Raw genomic sequence first — 21,484 nt, 5'->3', positions numbered from 1 at the left:
TTTTCCGTTTGCCTCCAAAGCAAAAACATGAACGGAAAATTTGATCACTGGTACAATCATTTCGAATCGAACAAAGGTCATTTCGATCACATTCTTTTTGATTCCTCAAGTTGGATTAGTCCCAAAGAAAAATCCATCATTGGAAAATCCATTGCCATCTTTCAGCGGGGAGAAAATTCGGAAGGAAGAAATCTAATTCACGCCGCAAAAGAATGGGGAGATGCATCCTATTTAAAAACCATCCACTCCTTTATACGGGAAGAACAAAACCATGCGAAAATTCTCGCTGTTTTTATGAAAGAAAACGGTATTCCTCCCAACCGAAAAAATTTCAGCGATTCGGTATTCCGAAAAATACGTTCCTGGGGGACCATCGAACATTCGGTTTACATATTGGTCACAGCCGAAATGGTGGCCGCTGTGTATTACGATGCATTGAGACATTGTACAAAATCTGAAACGCTGAATGATATTTGTATTCAGATTCTTTCGGATGAGGAATACCATTTGGAATTTCAGGCCTATACCTTGTCTCATTTTTATGAGAAACGAAATTCCTTCCGGAGGGCCTGGATTTTATTTCATCATTGGGTACTTACCCAAGGTGCTATTCTAATGGTTTGGAAGGATCACCGTAAAATATTTAAAACAGCAGGAATATCATTTTTCCAATTTGTAAAATCTGTCAATGCCGTTCGGAACAGAACGTTTAGAAAAATGAAAAATTACAGCAATAAACAAGCGCTGTTTTTATTAAATCCGAACTCCTAAAACGCAAATATCATCCACCTGTTCCATCTCACCTTTCCATTGAATATGTGTATTGATGAGAATTTCCTGTTGGTGTTGAAGTGTTGTTTTTGATAAGGCACAAAACAGTTTTTTCAGGTTACCAGTTTTAAATTTTTTACCTGTGGGACCACCAAACTGATCAACATAACCATCGGAGAATAGATAACAGGTATCGCCTCGTTGTAATTGGTCGTGATTGGTGGTAAATAAACTGCGCTCGAAAAATGAACCGATGGGCTGAGGGTTTGGACGAATTACATCCATTTCTTCTGCATCTTTCCTTAATATCCATAATGGATTATTGGCTCCTGACCATTGAATGGAGAGGTCTTTTTTTGTAATCCTCAACAATGAAATATCCATTCCATCATGCACCGAGTGATTATTTCCTGAAAAGGTTTTTTCAATTAACTCTGAAACATGATCGAGAATTTTTCCTGTTTCAATAATATTGAATTCGGTTACGGTCCGCTGAATAGCATTGTGACAAACCATACTTACCATTGCCCCCGGAACGCCATGTCCGGTACAATCTGCAACGGAAAGAAAAATATATTCTTCACTTTCGTGAAACCAATAAAAATCGCCCGACACAATATCTTTTGGCTGATAATAAATAAATGATTCCGCAAAAACGCCTTTTAGAAAATCATCTTCCGGTAATATGGCATCTTGTAAATGACGGGCATACTGAATAGAATCTGTCAGATCCTTTTTTTGCATGGCAATGGTATCCCGTTGTTCTTTTAAAATCACATTGGCTTTTTGTTTCTGACGATAAGCCCAGAAGATTAAAAATCCGATAACCACCATTACAAAAAGTGCTGATGAAATTCCATACATCCACCAACGCTGATTTTCAATTTCCAAATCGGAAATCACCGCATTCTGACGTAAAATCTGATTTTCTTTTTCCTTTTGATCCGCCTTGTATTTGGTGGTCATTTCCGCAATGGATCGTTGGTTTTCTACACTTAAGATACTATCGCGGTGAACAATTAAATCCTGTGAAGTATGGTATGCAGAAAGGTAGTCGCCCGCCCTCGCATAGGCTGCGCTTAAATTAACTAAGTAGGTATCTAAATCATCCGAATTTCCCGATTCTAAAGCAAGTGCAACTGCCCTTTTTAAGTTTTCAATAGCCGCATGATAATCTTTAATATCAAGTTGAATTTGTGAGATGTTATTTAGTAGATTACTTTCTAAAGATTTGTCATTAATTTCCTTTGCAATTATTTGCGCATCAATAAAATATTTTTCTGCTAATTCATAGTTATTTAATCCGTGATATACAGCACCAATATTCATTAATCCTTCACAAACACCTTGTTTACTATTATTTTGCTCTTCAACTGAAAGTGACCTCTTAAAAAAATCAATTGCTTTCTCATATTCTTCAAGGTAAAAATAGCTAGCACCAAGATTGTTTAGACAATTCGAAATTCCTTTTAAGTTTTTTTGGTGTTCAAATTTTACTAATGATTTTAAAAAATAGTCAATTGCTGTTTCAAACTGATTTAATTCAATATATACCGCTCCAATTTTATTGTAGCAATCTCCCATCCCTAATTCATCATTATTAGCATCAAAAATGTTAATGGCCTCTAATAATAAATTGATTGCTACTTGATAATTACCTTTAATCCGATGCGCATCGGCCAGTGAAGATTTAAATTTAGCTTCTAATAAAATTTGATGATTTTGCTCGGATAGTTCAATTCCTTTAGAACTGATGAGAACTGCCGAATCCGGATTAATGAAATTATAATTTACTGAAATCGCATATAGAATATTAAGTTTAGCTTCAACCGACCTAGCACGCTCAAGTTCAAGGCTAAGTGAGTCAAGTTTCGCATTCTCCGCCTTACCCGAAAATGTAAGAATCAGCCCAAAAAAGGTCAAAAACAGATGTAATTTCAGTACCCTCATCGCTAGTAAATATAGTTTTCTTTTTTTAGTATTGTAGAGAACCTAAAAAAAACACATCATGAACACAGGTATTATTTATGGAATTTCTGCAGATCGTACACAAGCTACCATTCTGCCATCACCCGGTGCCAAAGAAGTGGCCTACAAGGGCGACGTATTAAAAGATAACATCAGCAACAATGATGGCGTATCGTATGAAACCGATGAAACAGGAACGGCTACCAAAGCTAGAATGATTACCAACCTGGCTGTAGACGGAACCCCTACTACAGATGAAATTGCCATCATACGCGATTTAATCTTCACCATGAATAAGCGAGGTGGTGGAACTCCAGGTGGTGGATGTAAAGTTATCATCAAAACCCGCGATGTATAATCATATTGTTTGTAATGAAAAGGCTTCCTAACGGAAGCCTTTTTTTTTGCTTAGATGCGTACACCGATGATGCAGACATCATCAATTTGCTCCAATTCGTTTTTCCATTCATCGAATTTATCGCTGATGATTTGGCGTTGATTGGCCATGGATAAATTCTGAAGTGACAATAAGAGTTCTTTCAGCTGAGAATATTTGAATTTTTTGCCTTGTGGTCCACCAAACTGATCCGCAAATCCATCTGTGAAAATATAAATGGTATCGCCTTTCACCAGATCAAATTCGTGATTGGTAAATGGTTTTCTGTTTTCAAATTTTCCAATCGGTTGTTTATCGGCCTTAACCTCCAGCACTTCTGTCGGATTTTCGCCCTTAATAATCCAAATCGGATTGTTAGCTCCACTCCACTCCAGTTTTGCCTGATTAAAGCCCAACATTTCTAAACTGCAAAGCGATATGTCCATTCCATCGCGTACCTCGGAATGACCCTGCTGACGGAAACTCTCCTCAACATTAACAGCCAGGTTATCCAACACCATGGCAGGTTTCACCAATCCAAACTCATTTACGGCCCGATTTAAGCCATTATTCCCTACAATGGATACGAATGCTCCGGGTACACCATGACCAGTGCAATCTACGGCTGCAAAAAGGACTTTCGGCCCCTTCACTTTCATCCAGTAAAAATCACCCGAAACGATATCCTTAGGACGGAATAGAACAAAGAGGTCCTTGCCCATTACATCTTTCATGGTTTCCTCTTCCGGAAGAATAGCATCCTGAATGCGTTTCGCGTATTTAATACTATCGAGAATATCCTTGTTCTTTTCCTCTACAATTTCCTTTTGTTTTTCAATCTCTTCTTTTTGGTGTACTATCTCTGCCGTACGCTCCTGGATAATACGTTTCAGACTTCTGGTTGAAACAGAAATTGCTCCCCAAACAAAAGCGATGAAGAAAATAATATAAGCGATATAAGCCCAAATGGTTCGGTACCATGGAGGCAAAATGATAAAACGGAAGGTTGCTTCTTCCGATTCAACACCATATACATTTCTGGCTTTCACCCGAAAGATATATTCTCCTTCGTGGATGTTGGTAAAGGTAGCTGATGAAGATGAAGACCAGCGACTCCATTCATTGTCCTGCCCTTCGAGTATAAATGAAAACAAAGTAGCTTTCTCATCGAAAAACGAGAGTGCCGAAAATTTAATCTCTAAATTGTTGTTGGTATACGCTAATTCAGGTACAAACCAATCCGGTTGGTCAGAAACAGGAAGTGAATCGGAATTAAAAAATGCTCCTTCAAAAATCAGTTTATTTCCTCCTCTTACCTCACGAATCGAAACATCGAAAAGCGATTCATATTCTTTCTGGAAATTCTGGTCGAAACGCAACAAGCCGGAAGCTGATCCAATCCACGTTGTTCCATCCGATTCATGATACATGGCATGAACAATCTCGCCGTTGTATCTTAAAAATGGTGTTTTGTACCAGTTATTATTTTTATAAAACATAACATCGTAACTGTTTCCTGAATAGAAAACAGAGGTCCATAAATGACCTTTTTTATCAAAGTTCACCCGGTGAATTCCTGTTTTTCCGGTAGGTGATTTTATATCGTATTTTTTATCCTTATAGAATTTTTTTTGCTTTTCATTAAACTGAAAAATGCCATTGTCGGTACCAAAAACCACATTATCGTTTGGATCCAGCGTTAAATAAACCAGCCCGGAAGGAATGCCTGAAGTGGAATCGTAAAATATGATTTTTGTGTTTTTATCGGTAAATACGCGGGTATCGGTTTTAACAACGCCGATGTCTGAAGTCCCTAACCAGAGTTCGCCGTTTTTCTTTTCAACGAAATTGAAAATATCACCTTCAATGCCTTCCACCATTCCTTCGGTAACCCACTTTCCTTCTTTGCGCACAAACGATGATAATCCACCATACTCTGCTACGATTACGCGGTTTTTATAGGATATGGATTGTTGCACATTCCAAGGTGCTCCTTCCATCACTTTGTGAGGAATATTTCCGGGTAACATTTCGTAAACTCCATCTACACCCGAAATCAACAGAACAGTGTCGCCTTCCAGAATGAAATTGCACATGCCATAGCAATCGATGGATAAATTCTGAACTTGTTTAAATTTCTTTTCCCCCTCTGCTGCTGGATCCATGTAAAAAACACCATTCAAGGTGGATGCATAAATTTTTCCCTTGTGTCGAATTACGTCTTCTACCGTTCCATTTAATCCTGTATTAAAGTTGTGCAAGGATATAGGAGAAATCAGTTCAATTTTAGCAATACCTCGAACAAGCGCTAACCATAAATTATTTTCACGGTCCACAAAAATATCGGAAATCGTTCCGTCTTGCAGTCCATTGTTTAATCCAAAGAAAAATTCCTTTTCGAAATTTTTATTCAGGACAACTAATCCATCGCCATATAAACCAACAGCGTAATAGGTGTTAAATACATTGATGGCATTATACACATTTACAATTTCCTTATTCACCAATTGTAAATGATTGCCTCTGTAAACATAAATTCCATCGTCGGAAGTGGTAATTACCATATTCCCGCGGAACATGGAAATATCGTAAATATTGGTGTTTTGCAAGGCCTCTGTCCCTGGAAGAGCTACCAGTTTTCCTTGTTTCAAATAATGAATTCCAATTATTTTTAACGTCAGAAAAATTTGATCTCCGACTAAAAAGGAATTATGAATTTGTGCTTCGGGTTCAATAACCGAAAAGGATTTCTTGTTATAAAATAAAACGTATTTTCTGGTGATAAAATAAACACCAGAATCAGATGGGAAAACACCAACAAAGCGCTCCAGTGTTTCTACCTCTTTCGGCAATTTGGATAACAGTGAATGAAACACCAATTTTCCATTAGCATTCGGTAATAAATATCCTAAATCTTCATCTGCTCCAACATAAACCACACCCGAAGAATCAACGGCTAATTGGGTAACACTTTTACCTGCGGAAATATCAATTAAAGTCCAGTAATTACCGTCGTATTGTAACACGCCTGAATTATTACCGAAGTACATGATTCCGCGTTTGTCCTGAGTAATACAAAGATTTTGAGCGTGTGCGCCATATTCTTGGGGAGAATAGTTCCTTATGTTCAATCCGCCTTTTTCATCGCCCCATGCCCACGCGTTTTGCGCAAACATGAAAAGAATAAAAATGGAACTATATCTGAAAATCAGTCGCAATCAATATTATTAGGAAGCGTAAAAATGGCCGTTTTTTCCTAAAATAACAAACCCCCGGAGCAATTCCGGGGGTCTGTTTAGAAAATTTATCCTGTATTAACGGATGATTACCTTTTTAACAAAGGAGGATGTTCCGTTACTGATGCGAACAAAATAGATACCTGCAGGCTCTGAACTCATATCGATGGATCTGGAATATCTTCCTTGTCCGGCATTGATTTGCCATGCTGAGATAACTCTTCCATCCATGGAATACAGTTCGATAGTTGCCTGATCCGCAGATACAAAATCAGCCTGAAGGGTAAATTGACCATCATTTGGATTAGGGAAAATGGCCATTCCTTCGATGCTTCCCAATATTTCGCCTACTGAAGCAGCGGGCGACATTACTGAGTTTTGTGTGCGGTTAGACCGGGTACTGTTGTTATTGATTGCACGTGTAGAAACACAGCCTACTGTAGGATTGGTTTCAATTACATAGAATAAACTTGGATCTGAAGGTGGGGTTGGATCAGTAAATGATGTATTTGCAGAAGAAACCGAACCTATCGTTTGCCAGCCATTAGCGTCGGTATAACGAATAATGGTATAAGTTGTGTAATCGAATCCTTTGTAATGATCCCAAATCAGGTTGACAACTCCTCCTAATCCTAAGTTTTGGTTAACGTGGATAGTCTTATGAAGCGCACTCCATGATGATTCTTCACCACAATAGTCAACTGCTGCAACTTTATATCTCCAGGCAGTGATCATAGGATTAGCAACGTAGTCGTTATATAAACTCAAACTGTCGTAAGGTACTGTTCCGATAAGATAGTAAAGTCCGTTTTGAGATGACTCACGGTATACGTTATAATGAGAAATCTGAGTTGTAATTTCTTTTTCCCAAACCACTTTATTGAACGAGTACATGGAATCGACAGTAACCATACAGATTTCTTGTCCGTTTGGAGCTGCATGAGAAATTGTAAATAACTCATAAGCTTTACAACCGGTGGTATTGTCTGTTACCATCACACTATAATCTCCAACAGAACTTACTGTGACATCCTGAGTGGTTGCACCAGTACTCCAATTGTAGGATAGATTTCCTGAAGATTGTACGATTTCAATATCGATCGTAGAACCTGGTCCATTACAATCCAAATCTGAAATAGAACTGGTTAAAATGGCCGGACCTCCAAATGATTGTCCCGCTGTTGTGTCAACTTCACTCAGTGCAACACTTTCGGTTACCAGGCAGCCATTTTGATCGATTACATTTACAGTGTAGATTCCTGCTCCGAGATTGAATAATTCATCATCCAGTGTTCCGGTAGACCATACATAGGTAAATGGACCTGAATTTCCATTGGCTACTGCCTGAATCATTCCGTTATTAGCACCGCAATCTGCAGATTGAGTAATAAAGCTAACGGTTACTTCACCAGGACTACCAACTTCAATGGATTCTACTGCTTTACATCCATAGGCATCGGTAACGGTGATTTCATATGGGCCAGCAGCCAGGTTTGAAATATCTTCTGAATTTGCTCCATTGCTCCATTGATAAGTAAATGGACCAGTGCTTCCGATCACATGAATGTCAATAACGCCATTAGAAGCCCCATAACAAGTTACATCTACCACATTACTAACCACAATAGCAGGAGCCTGGGCATCACTCACTGTGGCTAAAGCGAAATTGTAACAACCTTTGCTATCGGTTACGTTAGCCACATAGATTCCTGAAGCAAGGCTATCAATTAATACCCCAGTGTCGCCATTGGACCAGGTAACGCTATACGGAGGATTTCCGCCTGAAATAACTGCAATAGCTTTTCCGGATTCTTGTCCGCATTGTGCATCTACAGAACTTGTTGTTAAATTGATTCTATTATCAGGAACAACCACATTTACGGTTGCTATATCTGTATTACCACAAGCGTTGGTAACGCGAACAGTTACATTATACGGACCAGGAACAGCGTAGGTATGTTCTACCGGAATAAATGTGTTGGTGGTAACTAAAGTTCCTGTGTTATCACCGAAATTCCATTCGTAAGAAGTACCTCCAAATGCACTAAAAGAAACGGGATCTCCGAAGCAGACATTTTGTGAAGGATCATACAATACTTCGGCTGAAGCAGGAATACTTGAACCGATATTATAATCTAACGATTTGGTAACCGATAATCCGCATGAGTTGGTGTAAGTAACCGTTACAGTATAAGTACCTGATGCATTATAACGGTGTTTGGTATATGCATATTCTCTTCCAAACACATTCAGGAAGCTATAGGAATTGGAGTTAGTACCATCACCAAAATCGAAGAAATAATCACCTTCTAATCCGGGATAAACCACAATTAATACCGAATCACCTACACATGCTCCATCTTCCGGTGCAACCATAATCTGTGTGTAATTAGGATCCGGAGCCACGTTGTTACCCGCAGTTACCGTCATGGTTTGCGTAGAATCCGAACCACATGCATTCACTGCTGTGAGCGTAATGGTATAGGTTCCTGAATTTGCAAAAATGTGTGTACCTGAATAATCATTGGTTGTTGTTCCGTCTCCAAAATCCCAAGTGTAAGTTACATTATCCGGCGGTGAGTCATTTCCATCAGCTGTGAATAAGAACTCGCCACCTGTACATACGGTAGGAGGAGCAAAAAGATCGATGTCAGTAACCGGCATGGTGCTCACAATATTGATTTGAGACTGAACCGTAGTGTCGAAACCACATCCATTGGTAACTGTTAAATAAATTGAATGATTTGCGAATGATTGATTGATAAGTTTATCAAGCTCAAATTGGCTTGAAGTGGTACCATCAGGGAACTGCCAAAGCACTGAAGAATATTGCGCAGATGCCTGGAAGTTGACCGTCATTCCCGGACAAGCAGCATTGTCGTGCCAGAAATTGATTGGAGAATATGGATCAAATTGAATATTATTTGAAACATATACCGTATCGTAAAACGTTTGAGAATTACCACAACCATTTGTCAGTGTTGCAGTAACCGGATAAACACCCGGAGTATTGTAGGTATGGTTGTATGGATCTGTTCCAAATGTACCATCACCAAAGGTGATAAATTGAGTGGATGAACCACCGTAATTGACATAGGCCATATCTCCCGGACAAATGTTATTCGGCCACATATCGAACCAACCTGTTGTCATGGGAACATTGGTTCCAATGGTAATGGTTGTGTTTTCAATAAATGTTCCGCAAGGCGTATTTACAGTAATGGAAACGTTATACGTTCCGGGACTATTGTAAGTATGTTCTGAAGACGAATAAGGATGTGTTTCAACATTACCATCACCGTAGTTGTAGGTATAGGTATAAACATTGTAAATTGAGTTCGGATCTCCGAAGTTTAGAAAAAACACCATGCGGTCGCCAACACAACCTTGATTGGCGTAGGTGTTAATTCCATTGGGATCACCGTTTAAATACAAGTAGTAATAGTCGTTCGCCAGAAAATTTCCTGAAGGACCATAATATTCAACTTGCACTGTGTAGACACCAGCATTCGCAAATGTATGCGAGGGCGACATCGTGGTATTCACCGGCGAACCATCTCCGAAGTACCATTTGTAATTGGTAGCACCAGGATACCCGAAATTGGTAAAGCTGACGTTTACCGGAGCACAATCACTGGCATAGGTTATCTGAAAATATCCGAATCCGGAATTGTTTGTTACAGCGTAGCTCATGCCGGAAACAAGCACGAATAACACCAAGAGTAATTTTTTAACCATAAACACGTATTTTGGTTCGACAAATTTATTGAAACTGAGCACAGAAACGAGTTGAAAACCAAAAGAGTTATTAACCGGGAATTAAAATCTGACCAATCGCAAGATTTGGACTATCAAACGACTAAAGGAATCAACCAATTTTTGAAAATGTAAGAATTGACTACTTTATCGATTAATCTGCATACATCACTGAATAACAGTGAAATAACTTTTATTCTATGAACAAATTATTAATTCTATTTTTACAAAAAGAATAAAGTGAAAAATCTAAAAACCATATCACGCAGTGAAGGTTTGCAACTTGTATCTATCCGTAAAGGAGAGAAAAAGTTGGGTGAAGAGGTTCATTTTTCAGGAGATTACGCATCCATTGAAAATTGGCCTGATCAAATTCGATTTGTTCTAATTGGAATTCCCGAAGATTTTGGTCCCAGAGCAAATGGAGGTCGGGCTGGATCGCAGGAGATGTGGGAAGTGTTTTTATCGAAATTCCTAAATATTCAGTCCAACCGTTTTCTTAGCGGAAGCGAAATCATGATTGCCGGTGAAGTGGATTGTGAGGAATGGAAAAACAAATCGGATTTATCCACCGAACAATTGAGATCCGAAGTTGAGGCGCTGGATCATAAGGTCGTTTCAGTGTTAAAACCGATTTTCGCTAAGGGTTATTTGCCCATTGTAATTGGGGGTGGACATAACAATGCTTACCCGATAATTAAATCCTGGTTTGAAGCGAAACAGCAAACCATTTCAATTATTAATGTAGATCCCCATTCGGATATTCGTCCACAGGAAGGCCGCCACAGTGGGAACGGTTTTTCCTATGCCATGCATGAACATCTCATTTCTACCTACGCTGTAGCGGGACTCCATGAAAGCTATAACTCTGAGTATCTGCTTCAGCAGCTCGATCAAAATTCGAACATGTCCTATTTCACTTATGATGCCTGGTTGAGAGGGGAATTTGTTTTAGAAGAGCGATTACTGGAATTAATTCGTTTTGGCGGTAATGGATTTCGAGGACTGGAGTTTGATTTGGATTCGGTGGCCGGATTTCCAAGTTCAGCAATGACAGAGAGTGGATTTTCGGTGGAGACTGCCAGAAAAATGATCATGTACATTGGGAAAAATGTTGATTTGGCCTATGCTCATTTTCCGGAAGGAGCTCCCTGCCATTCAAAAGAGGATGCCGGTATCCACGGAAAAACGCTCAGCTACATGGTGAGCGACCTGATGAAGGTCATTAACAATAAACCATAATTTAACCGAACCTATTTCGACCTCGCGTCGTATCAGGAATAATTCAGATTGGGAGTGGAAGAAAAGATCAACATACACACTGGACTTAGAAGGATCTTTTTTTTCTTTCCACTTCAACTCATGTTTCTTCATTTTAAGAGAAACCATTTTCTCCTATTATTCTGGTTAGTTTTATTTGGGATTATTACTCATTCACTGGGTTCTAAATTCGGTCTCGCCTATTTGTTTTTATATCCTGAATACTTAGGTGAAGTGGGATTTATGAGTCATTTTATCATGGGCTTTTCATGTGCCGGATTTATTATGGCCTTTAACATGTACAGCTATGTAATGCACGGATATAAATTCTCATTCATCGCCACCGTATCGAAACCATTTTACAAATTCAGCATTAATAATTTTATTATTCCTGCCGCCTTTATTCTATTATATGTTTACCAGGCGGTCCATTTCCAATACAATAAAGAATTAGAACCGGTTGGCAATATTATCCGGAACATGTCGGGATTTTTCACCGGCTTGTTTGTGTTTTTCTTTTTCTCCATGTATTATTTCTTTAAAACCAATAAAGATTTTTACAAACTCAGTGGCAAAACGGAAGAAGCCATGGAGGAAGAAATCAAATCGAAAGGCATACAAACCACGCTCCATAAAAAAATTAAATGGTATGAATTATTTAATACCGAACATGGTTGGAACGTGGAGACTTACATGGCATCTCCTTTCAGAATTAAAATTGCAAGGGAAAGTAAGCATTATGATACGGAACTTTTAAAACGGGTTTTAGCACAAAATCACATCAATGCCTCCATCTTCGAAATCGTGATGGTTATTTCCTTTTTGTTATTTGGATCGATGGGTGAAAATTCCTACTTCCTGATTCCTGCAGGCGCCAGTGTTTTACTGGTGTTTACCATGTTAATTATGATCATTAGTGCAGTGTACAGCTGGTTGCGGGGTTGGACCTTTACCTTTATGATCGGACTATTAATTCTATTGAATTATTTATCGCTGCACACCGAATTATTCTCGTATAAAAATTTCGCCTACGGGTTAGATTACAGTGGTAAACAAGCCACCTATAATTTGAGTACAATCCATGAAATGCAGTCGGACAAAAAGATGCATAAAAAGGATATGAATTATGGTTTGGAGTCGCTTAACCAATGGCGGGCGAAAAACAATAAACTTCTCACCGGCGATAAGGCTAAACCAAAATTTGTAGTGATCTGCACATCCGGAGGAGGAATACGTTCTGCATTATGGACACTGAATGTATTGCAAAATGTAGATAGTACGTTAAACGGAACACTGATGGACCGCACCCATTTAATTACGGGTTCGTCGGGAGGAATGATTGGTGCAGCTTATTACCGTGAACTGTTTTTGAGAGAGAAAACAGAAGCAGATATTCACCGAAACGATAAAAAATACATTGATAAAATTTCTCAGGATATTTTAAATCCGGTGGCATTTACAATAGCTACCAACGACATTTTCATTCGTTATCGTCACTTTAGTGATGGCCCCTACTCCTACACCATCGACCGCGGTTATATGTTCGAAAAGCAACTCAACATTAACCTCGATTCTGCCTTTGATAAGCGCTTGTATGACTATATCGTTCCTGAACGAAATTCGGAAATTCCAACCATGATGTTTTGTCCGACTATCATCAACGATGGACGACGATTAATCATTTCTTCCCAGCCGGTTTCCTATTTAACGAACTGCCAACCTGAAATCGATTTCGATAATATTCCGGGACAGGAATACATTGAATTTACCAAAATGTTTGAACATCAAAATGCATGGAATTTAAGGTATAGTTCTGCCATTCGAATGAATGCATCATTTCCATATGTAATGCCAATGGTAACCTTACCATCCGAACCAACGATTGAGGTGATGGACGCAGGTTATCGCGACAATTATGGCATTCGTTTGGCGTTGCGCTATATTTATGTATTCAGAAACTGGATCAGTTCAAATACAGATGGTGTCGTTTTCATTCAGGTTAGAGATCGTCAGAAAGAAGTGGATGAGCCTCTCAAAAAAAATTCGGTGATGAAACTCCTCGTAAAACCGCTTGGAAATTTATACGATAACATTTTTAACACACAGGATTTCGATAATGATCAGCTGTTACAATATGCTTCGTCGTGGTTGGATTGTCCGCTCGACGTAGTGAATTTCCATATGATTCAGAACGAAAAACAACGAACTTCCCTGAGCTGGCATCTTACCCGCTTAGAAAAACAACAAGTAATTTCTTCACTGAAAAACATTCCGGAAAATCAGGAATCGATGGAGAAACTAAAAAAATTACTGGAATAAATTATTGGTGATTTCTCGATTTCCGAATGGCATCATAGATGGCCTGTTGAATATCCGTTCTTAATCCCATTTTCAAAATTTTATTGTTATCGGCAACCGGATAACTTCTATTGGATAAAAACAAATAGATGACATCCTCACCGGGATCCGCCCATGCCGTGATTCCGGTAAATCCGGTGTGACCAAAACTTTCGGCTGAAACACAATTACAGGTTGGACCTAATCCATCCTGCATTACCGGACGATCGAATCCTGCGCCCCTCCTATTTCCTGGACAAAACTGGCAACGTGTAAAATCAAGAACTACACTTCTGGAAAGGAATTTTTGTCCACCATAAGTCCCGTAATTCATCATCATTTGCATCATTTTCCCCAAGTCATTGGCATTGGCAAATAAACCAGCATGACCAGCAACACCACCCAACATCGCCGCACCCTGATCGTGCACGTCGCCATGAATTAATTGTTTTCTGAACACTTTATCATCCTCTTCCGGTGGAATCCTATCCAATGGAAATTTTGTTCTGGGATTGTAGGTTAATGTGCTTGCACCTAGCGGACGATAAAACAATGAATCTGCCAGATGATCTAATTTTGTGCTGGTAATTTTTTCGATAATGATTTTTAGCAGATAATAACCAACATCCGAATACAAATAATTTTTTTGCCCACGAAGTGATGTGTGTTTAATATCGTTTAAAATCGAATCCTGATACGATTTTAAAATATACATATTGTCGGCAACACGATAAGGAAAACTATCTGAAGGTGTAGTTCGGTAAATTTTGGGATCCGGTTTGCCTTTGATGAGTGTCTTTGTATAAAAAGGGATCCATGGAACCAATCCTGCCTCATGCGCAAGCATTTTTCTAATGACAATTTTAGAATAATCACTTGAATCGAGTAATTCGGGAATATAATCTCCCAAGGTTTTATCCAGATCAAATTTTTTCTGATCTACCAAATGCATTAATACAGCTACAGTAGAAGTAATTTTGGTAACGGATGCCAGATCATAAATATCATCCGTTTTTACCGCGCGGGTACTATCATAGGTGTGATAACCGAAGGCCTTATTGTAAATTACTTTTCCGTGTTTGGCAATAAAAATCTGGCACCCCGGATAGGCCTTTTCCCGAATGCCAAGGGTGGCTAATGAATCTATTTTATTAAAATATTCGCGCTTAATACCAAAGACTTCAGGAATGGTGTATTCAAATCGAATTCCGCCTTCATAACATAATCCGTCATTGAGTTTAAAATACCTGGAAGCCGTTACCGGTAGTTGTCCATGTAATCCAATTCCCCCAAAAATTGCCTGCGCTGCCAAATCCTGCCCTAATGGGGAATTTTCATAACACATCACCAATGCATCCAATAAACTTGCACCCGGGAAATGAGAAAGTCCGTAAACATTCCCAAAATAGGCAACAACCACTTTTTTATTTTGATTCAACTGATTGATTAAACCAACAGCTTCTTTTGTAATTCCATAGTTTTTTTCCGGGGAATTGGTAGAAGGATGAAGACTAATAAGAATTAAATCATTTTTCTTCAAGGATGAAATCAATTCTCCCACATTTGCTCCTCCGGGTTGAAGAGAAACTGCGTATTTATCGATTGAAGCATATTTTTCGCAGGATTGCATAAAGGAGTTATTCAAGGTATCACCTATTGTTAAAACAGCAATTCTGGAAGTATCCAATCGCATAATGGGGAGAATGTTATTTTTATTCTCCAATAAGGTCATCGACTCACCGTATAAACGTCGTGAAATCCATTCAGAAAAAGGGGTATGTAAATCGCTGTACAGATTTTCTGTTTTAACCAGTTTTTCTTTATCCAGTCCTACCCATTTTTTTGCCAGTAATATTTTTCTGCATCTGCTTTCAATTTCTTCTTCGGATATTTCCTTTTTACGAATTGATTCTTTTATCAAGGCCACCGCTTTAGGAACATCTTCCGCAAATAACAACACATCATTTCCTGCAAGTAGTGCCTTTAATTCTACTTCACCGGGTTTGTAAAAAGCACTTACCCCTTTCATATTAAGCGCATCTGAAAAAACAAGGCCCTCGAATTGCATTTCCTTTTTCAGTAATTGAGCAACGACCTTTTTTGATAAAGTAGTAGCTAAATTTTCTGTTTTCTCTAATGAGGGAACATACAAATGCGCTACCATAACACTGGATAATCCGGATCGGATTAAAAAGCGAAAAGGATAAAGTTCCAGTGAATCCAATTGCTTTTTGCTTTTATCAATCACCGGTAAGGTCAAATGCGAATCTGTGGACGCATCACCGTGCCCGGGAAAATGTTTGGCACAAGCCAATACAAATCGATCCTGTAATCCCAGCATATACGCAAAGGATTTCCGGGCCACATTGTATCGGTCCTCGCCAAACGAACGAAAATTGATTACCGGATTCTTCGGATTAGAATTCACATCCACAACAGGTGCGAAATTGATATGAATCCCCATTCTTCTGCATTCTCTTCCGATTTCAAGTCCCATCAGGTAAATCAGGGTATCGTTGGATAATGCACCTAAGGTCATTTGCTTGGGATATTTTACGGTGCTATCCAATCGCATGGCCAATCCCCATTCCCCATCGATACCAATCATCAGGGGAACTTTACTTTTTTGCTGGTATAAATTGGTTAACTGGGCTTGACGAACTGGTCCACCCTGAAAGAATATCAATCCACCAATTTTTTGATTTTCTATGAGGGAAATGATCTCCTTCTGGTGACTCGAATCGCGATTAGAATAGGCAGCAACCATGAAAAGCTGACCAATTTTTTCATCGAGCGTCATGGTAGAAAGTACGGAGTCGGCCCAATGCTTATCTGCATCAAGGAATCGGGGCTTTATGTTCCAAATGGGATTCAACCGAAACCCTGCTCCCTCATCCGGTTTCCACACAAATGCAGTGACCAGCACCAGCAGGAACGACACACTCAACCATTTAAAAAAACTCCTCATGCTTAGGGAATAACAAGAATTGAACCGAAAATACACAGGCTAAGGTCCTAAAAACGTACATGGGCAGGTGAATTTTCAACATCACCAGGTGAACGAAAACCGGATACGCAACAACATGACCGTTGGTTAAGAATTCACATTTCTACGCATATTATCAATGAAAATTCGTTTATAGAGGAAAGAAGTGTATTTTTGTAAAATCTATCCTATGTTTAGTCTAAAGTCCAGATTTTTTAAAGTTCGCGATCCGAAAAAGTTTTCGTACACGCCGCGTTATTACAACGAAAGAAAAGAACGTTTGGATGACCTTGTTCGCTCCCATTCGGAAAAAACAGGAACTGATCCTGAAAAAGTAAGACGGGAATTTAATTTCCGTGACAATATGAACAGCCGTTGGCAGTCGAAAAATCATGCTACGAGAGATGCCCGCGATCGTCATGTTCGTTTGCTTGTTCTTATAGCAGGTTTAGTTGGTGTTTGTTTGTATGCCATTAAGAGACTAGAGCTTTGGGACAGCTTTTTCTGAGGACTGAATAACCATGTCGAACATTATACAACTTCTTCCCGACTCCATTGCCAATCAAATTGCCGCCGGCGAGGTGGTTCAGCGTCCTGCATCTGCCGTAAAGGAACTTTTAGAGAATTCCATAGATGCCGGAGCAACGAAAATCAGAATGCTGATTAAAGATGCCGGTAGAACACTTATTCAGGTAATGGATAACGGAACAGGGATGTCAGCAGAAGATGCCCGTTTATGTTTTGAACGGCATGCTACCAGTAAAATAAAAGAAGCTTCCGATTTATTTGCAATACGCACCAAAGGATTTCGAGGTGAGGCATTGGCTTCCATTGCAGCGGTGGCACAGGTAGAACTCAAAACTAAACGAAAGAATGATGCTCTGGGGACAAAAATCATTATTGAAGGATCAGAAATAAAGTCCATTGAAGAAGATCAATGTCAGGATGGCACTACCTTTTTGGTAAAAAATCTATTCTTCAATATTCCGGCCCGAAGAAACTTTTTAAAATCAGATAATGTTGAATTCAAGCATGTGCTTGATGAATTTGAACGTGTGGCACTGGTACACCCCGAAGTGCATTTTGAACTCAACCACAACGGAAATGAAATATTCAATTTACCGGCAGGGAATATTCGTCAACGTATAGTTGCCATATTTGGAAAAAGCTACAATGAACGCCTGGTTCCAATTGAAGAGCATACGGATATTGTGCACATTAAAGGATATCTTTTAAAACCGGAATTCTCAAAAAAAACCCGTGGAGAGCAATTTTTCTTTGTCAACGACCGCTTTATCAAAAGTCCTTATCTCCACCATTCCATTCACAAAGCCTATGAGGGAATTATTTTAAAAGAAAATTTCCCATCTTATTTTGTTTACCTGGATGTTCCACCTGCAAGTATTGATGTAAATATTCATCCAACCAAAACTGAAATTAAGTTTGAGGATGAAAAAAGTATTTACGCTATTTTACATTCTGCTGCAAGAAGAGCCATTGGATTATACAATATTTCTCCTGCAATCGATTTTAATACGGAAACCGCTATCGATCTTCCTTTACCGGAGAAAGATCGTCCCATTGTTCAACCAGTAATAAAAGTTGATCCGAATTATAATCCATTTGAACAAGAAAAAAAGAACAGTGGCGCTTCCAAAACTTCGTCCTCATCATCTGCCTATTTAAATAAACCTGCTTCTTCTGAGCAATGGGAGGAGGTTTATAAAATCATGAATACCAATCAACCTGTACAACCTAAAATATTTGAACAGGAAGAAGAAGAGGAACGCGAGCGGATAACCATACAGTTGCACCGGAAATACATTTTATGTCCGGTAAAATCCGGCTTTTGGCTTATTGACCAGAATCGTGCGCATGATCGGATTTTATTTGAGCGTTTCATTGTTTCGCTTGCGCAGCATACGGGTATGACCCAGCAACAGTTATTTCCATCTATGATGGATTTAAGTCCTGCCGATTTATCCCTGATCCGCGAGTTGAACGAGGACCTGAAGCATTTGGGATTTGACATCAGTGAAATGGGAGGAAATTCCATTGCCATTAACGGGACACCAGCAGAAGCTGGGGATGCGAATCCGGTCGGATTAATTGAGAAAATGCTGGAGGAATTAAAGCATCATTCTTCTGAAATAAGGAAGAACAAATATGAATCTTTGGCACGTTCACTGTCATCTTCCATTGCCATAAAGGCAGGAAAAAAACTGACAAATGAGGAAATGAACCGTTTGGTCGATGAATTGTTTGCTTGTGAAACACCCTTTATTTCTCCATCGGGAAAACCCGTAATTATTACTTACACGATGGACGAAATAGAAAAAAAATTTAGCTGATGTTACAAGCCCTTTTCAGAAATATGCCACCCGTAGTTAAGAATCTTCTTATTCTTAACGTATTGATGTTTTTTGCCAAATTCACATTTGAACGGCAAGGAATACAACTCGATTTTATTTTAGGTTTATCCAATCCTGCCTCTCCGAATTTTGAACCTTATCAAATCATCACTTACATGTTTATGCATGGCGATTTAGGCCATCTGTTTTTTAACATGTTTGCATTGGTAACCTTTGGTTCTATTTTGGAACGGATGTGGGGACCCAAACGATTTATTAGTTTTTATTTCATCACAGGGATTGGTGCGATGTTCCTTTATTCACTGGTGAATTACGTCGAATATCTTCAATTGGTTTCCAAATTACCAGCAGATGTGGTGGAAGTCGTAAAAGAAAATGGCCAATCGCTTTTTAAACAGGGAATGAATTATTCAGACGAAACTGTCGCTGCACTCAATTTATCGCTGAATATGCCGGCGGTGGGTGCTTCGGGAGCTTTATACGGAATTATGATTGCATTCGGAATGTTATTCCCAAATACTGAAATGATGCTTATCTTTTTACCTATTCCGATTAAAGCAAAGTATTTTATTCCAGTAATGATTTTCATTGAGCTTTATCTTGGAGTCATGCAATATTCATGGGATAATGTGGCACATTTTGCGCATTTGGGAGGAGCATTAATTGGTGGACTCATCGTATATTTTCAGAAGAAAAAAGACCGTCGTAATTTCTATTGACCATGCAACGCACCTTTACGGATGAAATAAAATATCAATTCAAAACAGGTAACCTTTTAACCAAACTAATCCTGTTGAATGTTGGCGTGTTTCTCATTATGGCCATCCTGATGCTGGTGATGTACCTGAACAACACACCTAAAAATTTTATTGCCGATAATATCCTTGAAGTATTTGCACCCAATGGAATGATCAGGCACAATCTGACGCATCCATGGTCGCCTTTTATTTACATGTTCCTTCATTTATCCTTTTGGCACCTTCTAATCCAAATGGTCTTGCTTTATTTTACCGGTCAACTTTACCTCCAGCATCTCGACGAAAAAAAATTACTAAACACTTATATTTTCGGAGGCCTTGCCGGCTTCATTTTTTATTTTGCGGCCATGAATTTGTTTCCTGTTTTCGAGGGAAAACAAATGTACTACCTGCACGGAGCTTCCGCAGCAACGATGGCATTACTCGTTGCTGTCACCTTTCATTTACCACGACTCGAAGTCATGTTTTTCGGTGTATTCCCCATTAAACTGATCATTGTGGCGCTTTTATTTATTATGCTGGATTTAGTCGCAATTCCCAATGATAACCGCGGTGCAAGAATTGCGCATTTAGGTGGTGCATTATATGGAATCTGGGCTTCAGGATTTTTTAAAAAACCTTCTTTTATTTTAAACCGATTCGACCTTACCGATCTTTTTTCACCTGCACGCTGGTTTAGAAAATCATCGAAATTAAAAGTCAAACACAGCAACAATAAGCGTCCAATTTCCGACGAAGTTTATAATGACAGAAAAGCTGCAACTCAAAAAAGGGTGGATGATATTCTGGATAAAATAAATCGTTCCGGCTATGAAAGCTTGACGAAAGAGGAAAAAGAATTCCTGTTCAATTCGCATAAAAATGTTTAAAGAGCGAAAGCTGAATTTTGTTTTAAAACTATTGCTAATTGGCAATATTCTTAGTTCAGCTTGTCTTCTTCTCTCCTATCTTGCCACCCATATTGATCCCCAGGATTTTTGGTTGTTAGCATTTTTCGGACTCGCCTATCCTGTTTTTTTATTCCTCTCCATTCTCTTTTTCATCGTTTGGTTATTACTTCGTAATAAATGGATGTTATTATCACTCTTTACCATCATTGTTGGATTAAATCATCTGCGCCATTTCTTTCAAATTAATTTTAGCACCGGTCCATTAAGCGAATCATCCGAAAAAGTTAAACTGCTGACCTGGAATGTCCGCCTGTTCGATTTATATAATTACCAGGATCACGTTACCGTGCGACAGGAAATTTTCAAAGTATTACAGCGGGAAGATCCGGATATTGTTTGCTTTCAGGAATTTTTTTATTCGGGAATTCCCGGTTATTTCGAAACACGGGATACACTTATTTCAATATTGCGCACTAAACATGTGGTAGAAGGTTACACCCATAAAATGAGAATGGAACAGTATTTTGGGGTCGCCATTTTCAGTGCATATCCGATTATAAACAGCGGAGAAATCCGTTTTAAAAACGACGATAATAACAATGTGGTTTTTGCAGATATAAAGACGAAGTCAGATACCATCCGCGTTTACAATGCACATCTCTCTTCCATTCGTTTTCAACGCAGCGATTATGAATACATAGGAGACACTGCCAATACACGCCGGTGGTTGCATCCATGGGAAAAACCAAAAAAAACAGAGCAAAAAATAATTGG

At 38.9% G+C, this 21,484-nt stretch carries 13 protein-coding genes; 9 read left to right on the top strand and 4 right to left on the bottom strand.

Annotated elements, in window-relative coordinates; translation table 11 throughout:
• Positions 1–27: 27 nt before the first annotated feature.
• Positions 28–771 carry a ferritin-like domain-containing protein gene (locus K1X56_04025; GenBank protein ID MBX7093867.1) on the top strand — a complete coding sequence of 248 codons (744 nt, stop codon included), beginning with the start codon at positions 28–30 and terminating at the stop codon, positions 769–771.
• Here K1X56_04025 and K1X56_04020 read toward each other — a convergent pair.
• Positions 754–2,721 (bottom strand): tetratricopeptide repeat protein, encoded by a 1,968-nt coding sequence (locus K1X56_04020; GenBank protein ID MBX7093866.1) that lies wholly within the window; start codon positions 2,719–2,721, stop codon positions 754–756. The two genes, K1X56_04025 and K1X56_04020, sit on opposite strands and share 18 nt — an antisense overlap.
• A gap of 58 nt (positions 2,722–2,779) precedes the next feature.
• On the opposite strand from K1X56_04020, the gene K1X56_04015 reads away from it, so the two are divergent.
• Positions 2,780–3,097 (top strand): hypothetical protein, encoded by a 318-nt coding sequence (locus K1X56_04015; protein MBX7093865.1) that lies wholly within the window; start codon positions 2,780–2,782, stop codon positions 3,095–3,097.
• Positions 3,098–3,147: 50 nt separating this feature from the next.
• Here K1X56_04015 and K1X56_04010 read toward each other — a convergent pair whose 3' ends face one another.
• Positions 3,148–6,291, bottom strand: a complete 3,144-nt coding sequence (locus K1X56_04010) for a SpoIIE family protein phosphatase (protein MBX7093864.1) — start codon at positions 6,289–6,291, stop codon at positions 3,148–3,150.
• A 138-nt stretch (positions 6,292–6,429) separates the two neighbouring features.
• The gene (locus tag K1X56_04005; GenBank protein MBX7093863.1) at positions 6,430–10,089 is read right to left on the bottom strand and encodes a PKD domain-containing protein; all 3,660 of its coding nucleotides are present in this window, start codon (positions 10,087–10,089) and stop codon (positions 6,430–6,432) included.
• Between the two features lie 258 nt (positions 10,090–10,347).
• On the opposite strand from K1X56_04005, the gene K1X56_04000 reads away from it, so the two are divergent.
• Entirely contained in the window at positions 10,348–11,349 is a 1,002-nt protein-coding gene (locus K1X56_04000; protein ID MBX7093862.1) for a formimidoylglutamase, read from the top strand.
• A gap of 120 nt (positions 11,350–11,469) precedes the next feature.
• On the top strand, positions 11,470–13,686 hold the full coding sequence (locus K1X56_03995; protein MBX7093861.1) for a patatin-like phospholipase family protein: 2,217 nt from the start codon (positions 11,470–11,472) through the stop codon (positions 13,684–13,686).
• 1 nt (position 13,687) lies between these two features.
• On the opposite strand, the gene K1X56_03990 is transcribed toward K1X56_03995, so the two are convergent.
• Positions 13,688–16,672 carry a serine hydrolase gene (locus K1X56_03990; protein ID MBX7093860.1) on the bottom strand — a complete coding sequence of 995 codons (2,985 nt, stop codon included), beginning with the start codon at positions 16,670–16,672 and terminating at the stop codon, positions 13,688–13,690.
• Positions 16,673–16,880: 208 nt separating this feature from the next.
• Here K1X56_03990 and K1X56_03985 point away from each other — a divergent pair, with 208 nt between their 5' ends.
• From K1X56_03985 to K1X56_03965, 5 genes are all read left to right on the top strand, one after another.
• On the top strand, positions 16,881–17,198 hold the full coding sequence (locus K1X56_03985) for a hypothetical protein (GenBank protein MBX7093859.1): 318 nt from the start codon (positions 16,881–16,883) through the stop codon (positions 17,196–17,198).
• 13 nt (positions 17,199–17,211) lie between these two features.
• A complete protein-coding gene (mutL, locus tag K1X56_03980) occupies positions 17,212–19,041 on the top strand; it encodes a DNA mismatch repair endonuclease MutL (GenBank protein MBX7093858.1) in 1,830 nt (609 codons plus the stop codon).
• Between the two features lie 23 nt (positions 19,042–19,064).
• Positions 19,065–19,781: a rhomboid family intramembrane serine protease gene (locus K1X56_03975; protein MBX7093857.1), complete on the top strand. Its 717-nt coding sequence runs from the start codon at positions 19,065–19,067 to the stop codon at positions 19,779–19,781.
• Positions 19,782–19,783: 2 nt separating this feature from the next.
• A complete protein-coding gene (locus K1X56_03970; GenBank protein MBX7093856.1) occupies positions 19,784–20,689 on the top strand; it encodes a rhomboid family intramembrane serine protease in 906 nt (301 codons plus the stop codon).
• A partial coding sequence (locus K1X56_03965) for a hypothetical protein (GenBank protein MBX7093855.1) occupies positions 20,682–21,484 on the top strand: 803 nt, incomplete at its 3' end. The genes K1X56_03970 and K1X56_03965, both read left to right, overlap by 8 nt.

Source organism: Flavobacteriales bacterium (genome assembly GCA_019694795.1).
GTDB lineage: Bacteria > Bacteroidota > Bacteroidia > Flavobacteriales_D > UBA2798 > UBA2798.
The sequence above is the reverse complement of the archived record's forward strand: the minus strand, read 5'-3'. Positions and strand labels throughout refer to the sequence as shown.

Coding starts and splice junctions, on each gene's coding strand:
- K1X56_03970 (MBX7093856.1), top strand. CDS start 19,784: ATGCAACGCACCTTTACGGATGAAATAAAATATCAATTCAAAACAGGT.
- K1X56_03990 (MBX7093860.1), bottom strand. CDS start 16,672: ATGAGGAGTTTTTTTAAATGGTTGAGTGTGTCGTTCCTGCTGGTGCTG.
- K1X56_03995 (MBX7093861.1), top strand. CDS start 11,470: ATGTTTCTTCATTTTAAGAGAAACCATTTTCTCCTATTATTCTGGTTA.
- K1X56_04010 (MBX7093864.1), bottom strand. CDS start 6,291: ATGTTTGCGCAAAACGCGTGGGCATGGGGCGATGAAAAAGGCGGATTG.
- K1X56_04015 (MBX7093865.1), top strand. CDS start 2,780: ATGAACACAGGTATTATTTATGGAATTTCTGCAGATCGTACACAAGCT.
- K1X56_03975 (MBX7093857.1), top strand. CDS start 19,065: ATGCCACCCGTAGTTAAGAATCTTCTTATTCTTAACGTATTGATGTTT.
- mutL (MBX7093858.1), top strand. CDS start 17,212: ATGTCGAACATTATACAACTTCTTCCCGACTCCATTGCCAATCAAATT.
- K1X56_03985 (MBX7093859.1), top strand. CDS start 16,881: ATGTTTAGTCTAAAGTCCAGATTTTTTAAAGTTCGCGATCCGAAAAAG.
- K1X56_04020 (MBX7093866.1), bottom strand. CDS start 2,721: ATGAGGGTACTGAAATTACATCTGTTTTTGACCTTTTTTGGGCTGATT.
- K1X56_04025 (MBX7093867.1), top strand. CDS start 28: ATGAACGGAAAATTTGATCACTGGTACAATCATTTCGAATCGAACAAA.
- K1X56_04005 (MBX7093863.1), bottom strand. CDS start 10,089: ATGGTTAAAAAATTACTCTTGGTGTTATTCGTGCTTGTTTCCGGCATG.